This is a genomic window from Yoonia sp. F2084L (assembly GCF_023015625.1).
Lineage (GTDB): Bacteria > Pseudomonadota > Alphaproteobacteria > Rhodobacterales > Rhodobacteraceae > Yoonia.
This window is the reverse complement of record NZ_JALKAH010000003.1, coordinates 1-13,637: the sequence shown is the minus strand read 5'-3', so window position 1 is coordinate 13,637 and position 13,637 is coordinate 1. Positions and strand designations below refer to the sequence as shown.

At 54.0% G+C, this 13,637-nt stretch carries 9 protein-coding genes and 1 tRNA gene; 6 read left to right on the top strand and 4 right to left on the bottom strand.

Going from position 1 to position 13,637, the window contains the following annotated elements:
- Positions 1–98: 98 nt before the first annotated feature.
- On the bottom strand, positions 99–1,526 hold the full coding sequence (locus MWU60_RS08720; protein WP_247226887.1) for an NAD(P)-dependent oxidoreductase: 1,428 nt from the start codon (positions 1,524–1,526) through the stop codon (positions 99–101).
- A 217-nt stretch (positions 1,527–1,743) separates the two neighbouring features.
- Between MWU60_RS08720 and MWU60_RS08715 the strand changes: the two genes are divergently transcribed.
- The gene (locus tag MWU60_RS08715; protein ID WP_247226886.1) at positions 1,744–2,547 is read left to right on the top strand and encodes an undecaprenyl-diphosphate phosphatase; all 804 of its coding nucleotides are present in this window, start codon (positions 1,744–1,746) and stop codon (positions 2,545–2,547) included.
- On the opposite strand, the gene MWU60_RS08710 is transcribed toward MWU60_RS08715, so the two are convergent.
- The gene (locus MWU60_RS08710) at positions 2,544–3,524 is read right to left on the bottom strand and encodes a complex I NDUFA9 subunit family protein (RefSeq protein ID WP_247226885.1); all 981 of its coding nucleotides are present in this window, start codon (positions 3,522–3,524) and stop codon (positions 2,544–2,546) included. The genes MWU60_RS08715 and MWU60_RS08710 overlap by 4 nt on opposite strands.
- A gap of 159 nt (positions 3,525–3,683) precedes the next feature.
- Between MWU60_RS08710 and MWU60_RS08705 the strand changes: the two genes are divergently transcribed.
- The 4 genes from MWU60_RS08705 (at position 3,684) to MWU60_RS08690 (ending at position 9,353) form a co-directional block, all read left to right on the top strand.
- Positions 3,684–3,770, top strand: a tRNA-Leu gene (locus tag MWU60_RS08705).
- A 1,244-nt stretch (positions 3,771–5,014) separates the two neighbouring features.
- Positions 5,015–5,707, top strand: coding sequence for a hypothetical protein (locus tag MWU60_RS08700; RefSeq protein ID WP_247226884.1), 693 nt, complete (start codon positions 5,015–5,017; stop codon positions 5,705–5,707).
- Complete coding sequence (locus MWU60_RS08695; RefSeq protein WP_247226883.1) at positions 5,686–6,645, top strand: hypothetical protein; 960 nt, start codon at positions 5,686–5,688, stop codon at positions 6,643–6,645. The genes MWU60_RS08700 and MWU60_RS08695 overlap by 22 nt, the downstream gene beginning before the upstream one ends.
- Positions 6,642–9,353: a trypsin-like peptidase domain-containing protein gene (locus MWU60_RS08690; protein WP_247226882.1), complete on the top strand. Its 2,712-nt coding sequence runs from the start codon at positions 6,642–6,644 to the stop codon at positions 9,351–9,353. The genes MWU60_RS08695 and MWU60_RS08690 overlap by 4 nt, the downstream gene beginning before the upstream one ends.
- Before the next feature lie 242 nt (positions 9,354–9,595).
- Here the strand turns inward: MWU60_RS08690 and MWU60_RS08685 are convergent, their stop codons facing one another.
- Both MWU60_RS08685 and MWU60_RS08680 read right to left on the bottom strand, forming a co-directional pair.
- Complete coding sequence (locus MWU60_RS08685) at positions 9,596–11,143, bottom strand: hypothetical protein (RefSeq protein ID WP_247226881.1); 1,548 nt, start codon at positions 11,141–11,143, stop codon at positions 9,596–9,598.
- Positions 11,144–11,194: 51 nt separating this feature from the next.
- Positions 11,195–11,563: a hypothetical protein gene (locus MWU60_RS08680; RefSeq protein ID WP_247226880.1), complete on the bottom strand. Its 369-nt coding sequence runs from the start codon at positions 11,561–11,563 to the stop codon at positions 11,195–11,197.
- 419 nt (positions 11,564–11,982) lie between these two features.
- Here MWU60_RS08680 and MWU60_RS08675 point away from each other — a divergent pair, with 419 nt between their 5' ends.
- Complete coding sequence (locus MWU60_RS08675; RefSeq protein ID WP_247226879.1) at positions 11,983–13,551, top strand: hypothetical protein; 1,569 nt, start codon at positions 11,983–11,985, stop codon at positions 13,549–13,551.
- The last annotated feature ends 86 nt before the right edge of the window (positions 13,552–13,637 follow it).

Here is a 13,637-nt window from a genome sequence, read left to right as displayed (position 1 = left end):
TTTCTTTACCTTCCGGGTCAGCGCGTATGACCTATTCATCAAATCTGTATGTGCAGGTGTACGTACAACATCTGTACAGGTTCTGTACGGGATACGTATCACTCTGCGGCGACGTTTGCCGCCTGTCCCAGATACTCCAACATTGCGGTTGCAGCGTCACGGCCATCACGGATTGCCCAGACAACAAGCGACGCACCGCGCACGATGTCACCTGCCGCATAGACCCCCTCAAGGCTTGTCGCCCCAGTGTTGAAATCCGCCTTAACAGTACCCCAACGGGTCACTTCCAACCCATCAACACCCCAGAGCTTCGGCAGGTCCTCAGGTTCAAAGCCCAGCGCTTTGATCACGATATCCGCACCCTCGACATAGTCCGATCCTTCGATCAATTCGGGTGTTTGGCGGCCAGTCGCATCTGGTGCACCAAGGCGCATCTTCTGCACCTTCACACCTGTCACCGCATCGCCCTCAAAACCATTCGGCGCAGAGAGCCAAACGAACTCAACACCCTCTTCTTCCGCATTCTGCACCTCGCGCTGCGATCCGGGCATGTTGGCGCGGTCGCGGCGATAAAGACATTTGACGCTTTCCGCACCCTGACGCACGGCGGTCCGCACGCAATCCATCGCGGTGTCACCACCACCGATCACGACAACGCGCTTGCCGTCAGCGTTTAGCTCACCGCTATCAAATTCTGGCACGTCATCGCCAAAGCTTTTGCGGTTGCTGGCGGTCAGATAATCAATCGCATCGACGATCCCGTCAGCACCGGAATCCGGCAGATCACGTGTTTTATAGACGCCTGTCGCGATCAACACCGCGTCGTGCTTGCCGCGAATAGCATCAAACGACAGGTCCTCACCCACGTTGCAGTTCAGCACAAACTGCACGCCGCCATCCTCCAACTGCGCCATGCGCTGCATGACGATGTCTTTTTCCAGCTTGAACCCGGGAATGCCGTAGGTCAGCAAACCACCGCCGCGATCGTAGCGGTCATAAACGGTGACCTGCACGCCCTGACGGCGCAGCATGTCAGCAGCGGCCAGACCACCGGGACCAGCGCCAATGATACCCACGCTTTCGCTACGCTCTGCATGGGGGCGGATCGGCTTGACCCAGCCTTCTTCAAACGCGGTATCGGTGATGTATTTCTCAACCGACCCGATGGTCACGGTGCCATGGCCGGACTGTTCGATCACGCAATTGCCTTCGCACAGACGGTCTTGCGGGCAGATGCGGCCACAGATTTCAGGGAACGTATTTGTCGCCTGGCTGATCTCATAGGCTTCTTCCAACCGACCTTCGGCCGTCAGGCGCAACCAATCAGGGATGTTGTTGTGCAATGGACAATGGGTCTGGCAATAGGGTACACCACACTGGCTGCACCGGCTGGCTTGCTCGGCGGCCTTGTCGCGGGCGTACTCTGCGTAAATCTCGCCGAAATCTTCCTTACGTAAGTTCGGCGGGCGCTTTTCAGGCATGTCCCGTTCAACCTTAGTAAACTTCAGCATCTTCTGGCCAGCCATTGGCAAACCTCCCATATTCCAGCGCGAACTGCCTTTTAAAATGCTCCATCCGAAATGAAAAGGCAGTAATACTGACCTATATCTAAGAAATTTCAAGCTAGAGCAAGAAAGAGTCGATGAAACCGTTAACATTTAGGTCCGATATGTTACCTATATCCCCTCTTTCCCCAAGAAATGGGGAGGTTAGGTTGAGCGAGACGAATCAAAGACCGGATCAATGACGACATTTCACCTGCTTCTGATCGCACTGATCCAAGGGATCACCGAATTTCTGCCGGTGTCGTCCTCGGGGCATCTGATCCTTTTGCCGTCCTTGTCGGGATTGCAGGACCAAGGACAAGTGATCGACGTCGCTGCCCATGTCGGTACGCTGGCGGCGGTCGTTCTCTATTTCTGGTCAGACGTCAAACTGGCACTCGGCGGCACACTGCGCCTGATCCGCGGCAAGATCGACACGCAAGGGGCGTTCCTCGCGCTTTGCCTGATCATCGCAACTGTGCCCGTGATCATTGTCGGCCTGATCCTAAAGATCACAGGTCTGTCGGAAGCCATGCGCGGGATCGCTGTCATCGGCTGGGCAATGATCATCTTTGGGGTCTTGCTTTATTGGGCCGATCAAAACAGCCCGACCGAGAAGACCGCCCCGCAATGGTCGCTGAAAGACGCGTTCCAAATGGGGCTATGGCAGGCAGTCGCCCTCATCCCCGGCACATCACGGTCAGGCATTACCATCACTGCGGGTCGGATGCTGGGCTATACCAGAACAGATGCCGCCAAACTTGCCATGCTGATGTCGATCCCGACGATCATCGCATCAGCGGCATTGCTGGGGCTTGATGTGATCAGCACAGGTGACATTGGCGAAATCCGGGATATCGGCATTGTCATCGGGATGTCATTCGGAGCGGCGCTTCTTGCTCTGACACTCATGATGCGCTTGCTCAAGTCCGTCAGCTTCACGCCCTACGTGATTTACCGGATCGGATTGGGTGTTGTGCTGCTTTGGATCGCCTACACTTAGGTCTTGAGGTTCTTGGCGGACTCTTTGATCGCGTCGTACTGACCCGACGGGCGAAAGCGCCACAGATAGTCTGGCAGCACGGCCTCCATCGCTGTCGGACGTATGCCCAAGGTATCAAAGCTATGGGCATCGTCCGAAACCACATTATCGACCGCCAGATTGATTACCTGATCCTTGGTCACAGGGCCCTTTATCAGACCAAGCGACAGGGTCCGCACAACACCAAAGCCAAAGGCCATCAAACGCGCTACCCAGAACGGCGTATTCACGATCAAGCGACGGCGGCGGATCACACCCAGCATCAGCTGCATCAGCTCGCGGAAGCTGTGCACATCAGGGCCGCCCAATTCATACACGCCGCCTTCCGCCTCACCCAACACACCTTTGACGGCAGCGGCTGCGATATCATCAACATAAACTGGCTGAAACCGGGTATGGGCACCAATCACAGGCAAAACCGGACCCATGCGAGACATGCCTGCGAAGCGGTTAAAGAACTGGTCTTCAGGCCCAAAGACAATAGAGGGGCGCAGGATCATCGCATCGGGCATATGCCGCAAAACGCCAGCTTCACCAGCAGCTTTCGTCTTGGAATACACACTAGCCGCATCAGCATTCGCACCGATCGCCGAGATGTGCACCATGCGCGCCACACCATGTGCCGCAGCAAGACGCGCGATACGTTCGGCACCCTCAGACTGCACCGCAGAAAAGGTGTTCTTGCCAACCTCATCCAGAACACCGACACAATTCACAACCGCATCGGCACCATTCATCACTGCCGCAACACTGGCATCGTCACGGATGTTGCAAAAAACCGGCTCGACCTGACCGACGACACCGTAAGGGCGCACAAACATCGCCTCATTGACGTTGCGGACGGCAACGCGCACACGCCAGCCTTCTTTTGCCATGCGCCGGGCAATGTAGCGTCCGACAAAACCGGAACCGCCGAAGATCGTGACAAGCTGAGACATCGCTTAGGCCTTTAAATAAGTCGCTCGCACCGGGTTTACCCCCCGGTGCCACCCTAAGACAAGGCGCAATGGGCACGGAATCAAACCGCCATCTGCTTTTTCATCTCGAATCGCGTTGACAGCGCAAGGATCGGCGCGTAAATCGCCCAAACGTGACCTGCCCAGGTGGCGGAATTGGTAGACGCGCCAGCTTCAGGTGCTGGTGTCTGTATGGACGTGGAGGTTCGAGTCCTCTCCTGGGCACCAATTACTTTGGTTTATCTCACGAAATCAACGAGATATCGTGCGTAAATCTCCTTCGTTCCCCGAATATTCCCCATTCTTCGACCATACTGCGCGGCTGAGCTCTGTCGATGTTCGACAATGGCAAAGACCTGTTACCGTACATTTAGAGAATTCATTTGTTCGTCTAACGCATTCTTTTTCAGTTGTGCAATCGACTCCATAGTCCCTTGTCTACTTTAAAGCGCGTCAGTCTTTGCAGCCAACTTGATCACGGAAGCCAACAAGGATGACTGTTTCTTAGGGACTCTCGAGGGTCACTTGCCCACTGAATTGCGCGATAAGGTAGTCTCCACTCAAGCATGCATATACGAAATCAGTAAAAAACGAGCGGTCGATGTCCGGTTGAATATCTCAAGATCCAATATGCAAAGGCTTTCCACTACGTTGGCAGAAAACTAACGTTACCGTTCGCAGCCGACTGGTGCAATGCCCTGAGGGTAACGATAGACGCCTAAGTCGCTACCTCCTTCTTCGATGGTCGTTAAAATGCTCCTCGAGTCATTCTTGGGGCGCGATTCGGCGTGTCCAAGCGGCGGACAGACAACTAGGAAATATTGTCCTACTGCGGACGTTCGTTGCGGCGCCCTTGAATTAGTAATGCAGAGAGGTTGTGTGAAAACTCTTGGCATGCAGAAAGTTTGGTCAAAAACGCCTGATATGGACGTTCTATCGGTCCGCTGGACCGTCTTTTCCTCGAATGATAAAAAACGAGCTCGACTAGAAAGGGTCACGACCCGTGTTTTTACAGAACCCACGGACAAATCTGCAATCGCTAAGGGCTCCTAGAATACCAGTTTTCTTTTTTTGGGGCAAGAAGTTGCTCTCTACGACACCATTAGCGTTCGTTTCTGCGTTTATTGGGTAGTTCAACAATCTGCATGTTTTGAGCACGCCTCCATGGCCCTTTGTTCAAGATCTAAACACCCAATAGGAGCGCATTAGAATACAGTCACAACAGTTATTCAGAGTCCCTCAGGTACGCAAAGTCTTTGCGAATTTCTCATGGATCCTAACACTTCTATTTTAATGCTGTTTGGCCTATCATCATATCCGGACGAGTTTGCGGTAAGGGGTCGGAAGTGATGCGACTTGAATGTGATTGGCTCTTTAAGTGGCCTGCATCTCGAATGCTTGTTTGCCTACTTCTGTGCTGCTCCTTCCCTGCCTCTATTTCGATAGCCTACGCGCAAAACCTAGAATGCGCTTTGGCAATCGAAGATCGGGCCGAAAGTGCGGTGTCCTATATGGCGCGCGAAAACCGGTGCGAAGGCGTGTTCGTAGAAGACGTTGCCGGTCGGATTAATCTGCGCGTTGTCGGGTATCAGACCAGTCGCTTTCCTTCCGGCGAGGATCCGGCCCCTGTCCCGCAAGAGGTGGCTTTGAAAGCCGTGGGGCTGACCGAAACCGTCCAAGGGCGTTTAAAGATCGTGTCACTTCGACCCTCTGACTATTACCAGATGGATACTTCCGCGCTTTTGGACGGCACTTTTTTATGGAACACTGAGATCCTTCTTGCGCTTGAGGATCCGCCGCGCGGTCGACATCTGGCAGCCATTGCATGCTCGGTTCAGTGTGCGCATGACGCGGGGCAAGCGCCCCTATACTATCCCATTGTCATAGGACCCGAGCAGTCTGCAGATCGGGAAGACCGGGCCATCCTGTACGTGACCGCCGATGTTGATCTAAGCGAGTTGAGTGTCGTGGTGCGCGAACAAGGCTCAGGACGCACACTGTTTGAAAAGGATAGCAGCACCGGCTTTATCCCGGCCCGCACGTCCAGCAGGTTTATTTTGACGGATGTCGGCGCAGATGTGGTTGACATTGTCATCGTAGGCGAAACCCACGGCGGACGGCGTGAAGTGATCGAGGCAAGGTTATGGCCAATAGCGGGGAACTAAGCTGGTCAGATCTTGTTTTGCGAGGCTGGCGTTTTGCGCTGGTTGTCTTTGGTTTGGTGCTTGCCGGGATTTTGTTGATCCTCGTGGGTTTGCCAATGCCACGTGCAACCATCACGGGATTTGCCGAGTCTGACACGATTGATCTAAGAACCACAGCCTCCACCGTGCTTAACGACATTGCAGGTCGGGATATCACGATCGCATTCGAAGGCCGGATCGCGGTTACTGGCGGGCAAGTGATTGAGGACGCTGAAGGACTGCTGCGGTTCACGTCTGTGACCGGTGCTGCGAACATCACCGGGCTGACAGTGCCTGAAAACACGAGCTTCAAGCTGACGACGATACCTGGCGCAAACCGTCTGTCTATTCAACTGGTCGGCCCGCCCATCCAGTTTCGCATCTCGCCCGGATCAGACACCAGCCTGCGCTCGGATATTGATGCTTGCGCAGAAGTTGGATGCGGCGAAGACTTGTCTCTGCAGCCGCTGGACTTTGTGTCAAATGACGGGTCTGTGGTTTTGCTGACTGTAGATCTGCCAAGTTTCCCGTTTCAAATCGCCGAGACGATTTCGGTAAGTGATCTTCGCTTCTGGCAGCCCGTCCAGACAGCCGGCGGCGTTCGGTCTGACAGTGGTTTGAGTGGTGGGCATTTGCGCTTTCTGATCGCGCCCACGACTTACACGCGATTTGAGCCCGGCGAGATCATTCATTTCGACACGCTTGGTCTGGGATTGCGCAGTCTTGTGGTCGCCCCCGAAGGGCTATCGGTGCGGTTTTCGGGTGAGGTGTCGGACCTTGAGGGCGAAATTTCCAATAAGAGGTTTAGTATGATGCCGCGCATTCTTGAATGGTTTTCTGCGCAGCCCGCCCTGCGTGTGGCCCTTGGCTTGGTGTCATTCGCCTTTGCTGCTGGATTTGGATTGCGGAGGTCACTATGAGCGCGGCGCTTCGCATTTTCTTTGTCTGCTTGTGCTGCATTTTTCACGGCAGCCCCGGCCTCGCGCAGGACGACCGGCTGGTGGCAATGGTGCGTATCTATATCGATGACGAGCTTGATCGTGTCGGCGCTGCCATTCTGGTCGCAGATCAGAATAACGCGTTAACCATGGTGACTGCGGCGCATACGCTTGCCGATGTTAATCCCGATTTAGGCGACCGGATTTCGGTTGAATTTCTGTCCGAAGCCGCAACCCAGTTCGATGCCAGTATCGAAGCGGTTTGGCTGCAAGAAGATTTTGCGGCAATCACCGTAGAACTACCAGCTGACAGCCCCGCACTGCAAGACTTCCGAGACGCGCGTGCTGTGCTTTTGCCGGGTGGTCTGCAAAGCGAGGCTGGCGACGCATTGTATGGCATCGGTTTCCCCGGTGAAAGGGCATGGTTCGGAAACCGACGCCCCGATATCCTGCGGGCCGTCGAGGACACTCTAATCATTTACGAGTCGACCGTCACAGTGCCCGGAATGTCGGGTGGTGCGCTTTTCGGGGATCATGGCGCGCTTTTGGGGATGGTCCAGAATGTCAGCCGAACGCAAGCGCGGGCGCTGTCAATCGGAGCAGTCCAAGAAGCGTTTCTGTCCAGAGGCCTGCCATTTTCCTTGAGCGAAAGCAAAACGGCCCTGCCAGCACTTCTGTCACCCAAGTTGCAAAGACTTGGATCAGGCGCTGACGCTGTGGCCCGTGCCGCGCAGGCAGAAATGCCCGTGTTCCCCGACCTTCATGTTTTTTGGGCAGGCGGGGTGGATGCTTCTTTTTTCGCAGATGCTTTATCAAGACGGGTGACCGGATCGGATATGTCTGTCTTTGAACATATCGCTCAGAAGTCTGCTGTTGGTCAATGTTTGCTGTCCGAGACTGCAACACCAGACCGGGCCGATACGGCTATGATGTTCATTCTTTTCGACACTGGGCTTGCCGACGATACCGATTGTCAGGCGCATTATGGTCTCTGGATCACGAAGGTGTTGGAGGCCGGGCTGGACCCTGATCTTTTGATCACTGACCGAGACGGCCATGCCCGTGCGCTTCTGAATATGGCTATTCGTGACAAGTCTTTCATCATGACGCGCGCATTGATCCAAGGCGGTGCCGCACCCAACGCCTATCAGGATCTGAATGGTCGGCGTGGTAGGCGCTCTATTTTTACACATCCCTTAGAAGCAGTTGCGTCTCAATTTGCAGATCGCGATGCAGAAGTGCTGTGGTCTGCACTGGTCGATGCGGGCGCCGTTCTTCTTGAAAACCCTGCAGACGCAGGTACGCTCAGTTTCCCCGAGCCGTATTCAGCGCCGCCATCAGCGGTTGAACCGCTCTGCACCCGCCGCGACAACCAGCTGGGCACGGCTTGGTGCGCGGCAGCGGAAGTCTTGCCGCCAAATTTCGGGCTAAGGGCCCCGGAAGAACTACGGCACAATCAGGTGACACACGAGGGCTTTGCGGCCTTTGGACCCCTGCTCTTCGCAACAGAGACACAGGCCTATTTCTCGGCATGGGCCATGCATGTCTATAGCGGAAAGAGAGCGCCGCTCGTTATCGAGATTACGCCTGCGACAGGGAAATGGCGTGCCCTTTTCCATTCAGAAAGTTATGGATGCCGGATTGAAGACGATGGGTATGAGCCTTCGACGTGCTGGCGCGGTTTTCACGCCTTTTCTCAAGTGGCTTCGGCTTCAGCCGACCCGGCGATGATCCTGACGGAAGACGATATAGCCTCTCAGATCTCAATTCAGGGGATCCGCCCTGGTATGTCTGTAGAAGACGCCCAGACTATTCTTGTCGAAGCTGGCTATCAGCCAGAGTTCGGCAGCTCACCAGAGGATTACGGCGATCTGATTGTTGCGTTTGACTTTCGTCGCTCAGGTGCCAGCGGTACCGTTGCCGTTATCGCCATGGCAAACCAGATTGTTGGAATTGCGGCCGCCGGACCATCGGCTGATCTAAAGTTAACGGGTCTGGACGCCTTGGATGCGCTTGCAACAGACCCCCAAGCGTTTCTGCACCGTTCAGCCGATCCGACACGCCCCAGTGTAAGGGCCCGCCGCGAGCAAGCTGAAGGTGCCTGGGCGTTTTCATTCGAGACGAGTTCCCGGCAACCACCGACAGCTCGCGCCTTTTTGTATCAGCGCATGCGCGAAGAAACACTTTCCGAGGTTTCTTTCTGGATGCGTCAGCAGGACAAATGGCTTGGCCAAAAGGATGCTGCGGAAGAAAACCTGCCGTGCTCTGATGCCGCCGCCGATGTGCGTCTCTTTGACTTGCAACCATGTCCGACCCATGAGGATCTAACCGTCCATTTGGCGGAAAACTTTGGCAGTTCGATCGATGCTGTGACCTTACCCGACGGTGTGCTCTACAAAGTTGTGACGAGCGGAGAGGGCGAAACCATCGCTTTGGGCGACACCGTCGGGTTAAGCTACACATCACAAATCTGGGGTCTCAGAAAAGTGAGTGACAGCGGCAGTGCTTCGATGATTGCAGGCAGCACGGATTGGCGTACGAAATTCTATGACGATCTTCTCCCGCGATTGCGGCGCGGTGATGTTGTGGAAGTCTTTGTCCCGCCAGATACGTGGAATGCTTATATGGGGGAAAGCACCGAGTTTCACCGGCGCGTACCGACGGTTTTCAAGATTCGCATCGCTGGATAACAGTGGGATCAGCTGTACCAGAACAATTGATATTTGCTTCGCAGCTTTAGGGGGTTTGACCGACTAGCCGACTGTCATGGTAACGCTATTCTTCGAAGTTATTAGTATTAGCTGTTTCTTGGCCGATTTGGTAACGTCATTGGTCGGACATTCACAGACTGAAGGTAGGTGGTTTCCAAGATCGTTTTTGTACATCGAAGTAAGTCTCTACGGTCCACTGATGCACCGAGTTGGTTGATCGCTTATGCGGCTCTCAGAGACACAACGTTCTTGTTAGAGCCTTGGCCAAATTCAGGTAGAAATTCAGTGTCTAGCTCAGCCAGACCAAGCGCTGAAATGGCATCAACCTTCATCTGCATCAATTGATCATATGTTGCCTGAGATTTGACAGGGTAGAGCGCGTAGTGCGTCGCACCACCACCAGCCAGTCGCATCTGAGACACCCAAGGTTCGAACTCGCGGCGTCGCGGCTCAAGGGTCTCAAACTGATGTTCAGCGTCGACGGACAGCTTGAACAGGGCTGTCAGGTACTCAGCTTGGTGCGTCCGCTTTGGATCCCCACCCAATGGCACGCAGACAAAAGCTTGTGACTTTCCAGCGGTGCCCTTGCCCGAGGTGCTGCCGTCCTGAAGCGGCGGAAACTCCCAAACAAAGTTCCTGAGTATCCACGCGGTCTTGTGGATTTGCTCCAGCTCACTGCCCTTGATCCGGGTCGCATTGCCTGCACCATGTGCCCAAGCGCCCGCAAGGCTCACGATATCGACAAGTAGAGCAAAGATAACAAATGGGAGGATCGTTCCACGCGTAATTCCCACTTCGCGCCCCTGTTGGCCGTCCATCAGCACCGGCAAAACCAACATGAAGACATCGAATATCTTAACATCCCGGCGCACGGGTGCCCCTGAAGGCAATTCAATGACATTTCGAGCCGATGTTTCAATTTCGCTAAACAGGGTGGCGAGGACCGGATCTGGACAGAACCTCTGACGTCCTTCGAACAAGAACCCGTCAGTGCCATATCCGCGTTTCAAGCCTTCGGCAGCATTTGCGATCGCCAACCTCTCTGGGTCAAGACGCAAGTTGACAGCATCCTGAAAAAGAGCTTCGACACGTGCCTGACTTTGGGCGGCAATCATGTTGCTGCTGATTAGACGTGCCCGTTCACTTAGGGCGGTTGCCCGTCTGAATATGTTGGCCGCCTCTTCGGCATGTGCCGCACGCATACGCGTCAGTGGCCCGGCTCCGGCGGGCGAGACACCACACGTACCGCCAACGGCCGATTCAACTTGCGAGCGATTGCTTGCCAATGCATCAGCTTGAGAAGCCGTAAGCGCAATTTCGGTCATCCCGTCTGACAACACGCTCACTGGACCAACGGTGCTGGAGAAAGCAGCATTGTTCATCATTGCCTGCACGCCATCCTTGTTGTTCATGTACAAGAGGGCAGTGATCGCGGTCAGCAATGACATTGATGTCATGAGGACACCCGCAAAAACCCAGCCTGTTGCTCTTGGCTTGGGCAATGCCCGTTGAGATCTGCGCAATCGGCGTTCGTGTACGGCATGTCCCGCCTTCACCCAGAAAATGAAGGCCAAAGAGGTAATGAAGAGAGTTGCAATGCCTGAAATGGCGAGACGCTCTGGCTGGCCCAGCGTCGTTCCCGCTGTCGAAAAGTAGATGCCGCTACCGCTCAGGAAAGTAGAGATTGTTAGGGCAAGAATGCCAATCGTTCCTGCCACGGACATGTGGGCAGTATAACCCGTTGTCAGGCGTGATTTGATATTCAGCATGGTTGCTTTCTCCGATTTGGTATGTTGTTCGCTTGAGTGACTAGGCAGGCGCTACTGACAGCCGGCGCGTCTTGCTTCGGCGTCAAATTTCGCGCCATACGTCATGCCGATATCCAGAGCGGTACAGAACGCTCGGTGGGTGTGGCTGTTGATCGCAATCCAATCACGTTCAACCAAAAAGGCACCCGAGTGGGCTGCAAAATACGCCACGACGGCTCCGACCGGGAAAATCCATATGATCCAAAGCCATCGGCCAGATCTGCGGTTATCGACCCCGGGAAACAGGTTTGGTGACTTTGACGGGGTCTCGCGCTTGCGCAGAAGACCTGCGCGCGGCCGATTTACACGGCTTTCAACGAGGTACTGGGTCACTTTTGGACCGCCGGAATTTGGCTTTGCCTGGTGCGGTGCGGATGTCATTTTCGGCGTTGACGAGATAGTCGCGTCCCGCTTTGATTGTTTAGTTTTACGTGTATTCCTCGCCATAGTTGCGTCCTCCCGTTCGCTTCTTGCCACCCTTGTGGAGTGGTCAATAAGGAAACAGTGTAAGAAAGCAGGCTGGATTAGGCGTCAGACCTTCAACAAGTATTAGGGTTCTTAATGTATGAAGATCGGAGCCATCTGGCGGAATTTAGCGCGCAAAGTTCTACAATCGGAATTAAAAGTTCCGAGGCACGGAAAGCTAAATCTGACCCAAAGGATTTTGTTTCGCTATCTTGTGACGTTTTTTGGATGTTTTTTCGCAACAACTGCTCTAAACATCCAAACTTTAGCACACACGACTTGGACTGATTAGTCGATAGCGGTATTCCGTCCTGACGTATCGGGGGGATGCGCGAATGACAAGCGCCAACAGCAAAAAAAACACCAACAAGCCTGCATTTAAGCTTCCAGATCCAACTGCGCTTAAGAACCGTGCATTGTTGGGATTGTTTCAAGGTCTTGGGCTCGAAAATGATTGGACGCAGAGACAAGAAGCGCCTCGAGAGGATCCATCTGACGCGTTAGTTGGTGCCGCACGGGCGCTTTTAGTGGCCGCAGACAAAATTGTTACTGAGATACGAGGAAGCTCTGCCGCAAACAATCAGTTTGCACTCTACAACCTAGCTTATCCAAGAATCCTTCTCGAAGAACTCAAGCGCATGGGCACAGCTGAGGCCAAGGTCAAGATCGTTGATAAGAAGGAAGAGCAAGCGCCGCTGAACCGGATCGCCCTTGCTGTGGCAGAAATCCGAGAAGAGTTGTCGAGTATCGCAGATCCGGACGGTTCAAGAGAAGATGGTGTCGGCAAGAACGTATCGTCGGGTGTCACGAAGTACTTCAACCGTCAAAACTTTACGATGACTCAGTGCGAAAATTATGGATTCATTTTGTTTCTTCATATTGGGATTTCGAAATCCGAAGGTTTTTCTCTCACTGATGAGAAGGTTCTGCGCGCATCCCCGTCGATTTTTGGCATGGTAAGGGATGCGGCGGGCATTCTGTCTGACAACTGTGGGACACCGGACCAATTGGCTGAGGAAGTTACGGAAGCGCTCACAACGCGTCGCGATCAGCGTAATGCCATCAGCTACCTCGGCGGGCTTATGGAATTGGGTAAAACCGATATTCGAGACCTTTGGAGCCCTTTGTTTGGTAAGCTCAAGAAGGATCATGATATCCTATCCCGCAACGTGTCAGAGGAACGGCACTATGTTTGCTACAGGTTGACGTCGTCTTTGGTCAACGTTCGGGTTCTGAAGTCGTTTTTGGTACTACAAGCCCCAGGTCGCGTGAAGCATAAGCCGGATAGTCGGCGAGACCACTTTGCTGTGAAGGCATTCACAAAGTACGATGGTGGAATGACGCGTAGCGTTGGCGCCATCGTTCCCCTCGGCAAAGAAGTGGTTTGTTTCGCGAGCCGCCGAGATAAGGCGGAAGAACAGGAGAGTGGAGGTTGGCAACCCCCAATCAATTTCCGCGGGGCAACGATGTTAATCTTTTCTGAACAATGGTTCCAAGGAAAATCAGGTATTCTGAGCGGTATGCTTATGACGACCAATCAAGATACACGAACCGCCTCATGTCCGATTGTCTGTGTTCCTAGTTGCGCGCCACATTCTGATGACGTCGAACTGGGCCAAATCGAGTTTAATCAACTCGTTGAGGACATGTGTAGATATACGAGGCTTACTGGTGCGCGCGACGCAAACTCAGGTGATCTTGAGAGATACATTCTTGAAAAATTGTTACAGTCCCACGGCCTCGAAACCCAAGAAGTAGATCCGAGCTGGCCTGGTGGACCACCGGTTGTTGCGCACAACATAAAACCGGCTGATCTAAGAACGTCATTTCAACGTTTCGGATATGAAGTCAGGGATCCAAAGGAATTGAACCGCGCCGGGTTTGCCGGAGGCTCCAACTCATGAGTAGGATGGAGCATCATGACAAAGACAACGAACAAGTATTCACCAGAAGTCCGCGAACGCGCTGTACGGATGGTATTGGATGGCGC

Excerpts from the sequence above, each read along its gene's own strand:
- MWU60_RS08720 (WP_247226887.1), bottom strand. The coding sequence starts at position 1,526 with ATGGCTGGCCAGAAGATGCTGAAGTTTACTAAGGTTGAACGGGACATG.
- MWU60_RS08715 (WP_247226886.1), top strand. The coding sequence starts at position 1,744 with ATGACGACATTTCACCTGCTTCTGATCGCACTGATCCAAGGGATCACC.
- MWU60_RS08710 (WP_247226885.1), bottom strand. The coding sequence starts at position 3,524 with ATGTCTCAGCTTGTCACGATCTTCGGCGGTTCCGGTTTTGTCGGACGC.
- MWU60_RS08695 (WP_247226883.1), top strand. The coding sequence starts at position 5,686 with ATGGCCAATAGCGGGGAACTAAGCTGGTCAGATCTTGTTTTGCGAGGC.
- MWU60_RS08690 (WP_247226882.1), top strand. The coding sequence starts at position 6,642 with ATGAGCGCGGCGCTTCGCATTTTCTTTGTCTGCTTGTGCTGCATTTTT.
- MWU60_RS08685 (WP_247226881.1), bottom strand. The coding sequence starts at position 11,143 with ATGCTGAATATCAAATCACGCCTGACAACGGGTTATACTGCCCACATG.
- MWU60_RS08680 (WP_247226880.1), bottom strand. The coding sequence starts at position 11,563 with ATGACATCCGCACCGCACCAGGCAAAGCCAAATTCCGGCGGTCCAAAA.
- MWU60_RS08675 (WP_247226879.1), top strand. The coding sequence starts at position 11,983 with ATGACAAGCGCCAACAGCAAAAAAAACACCAACAAGCCTGCATTTAAG.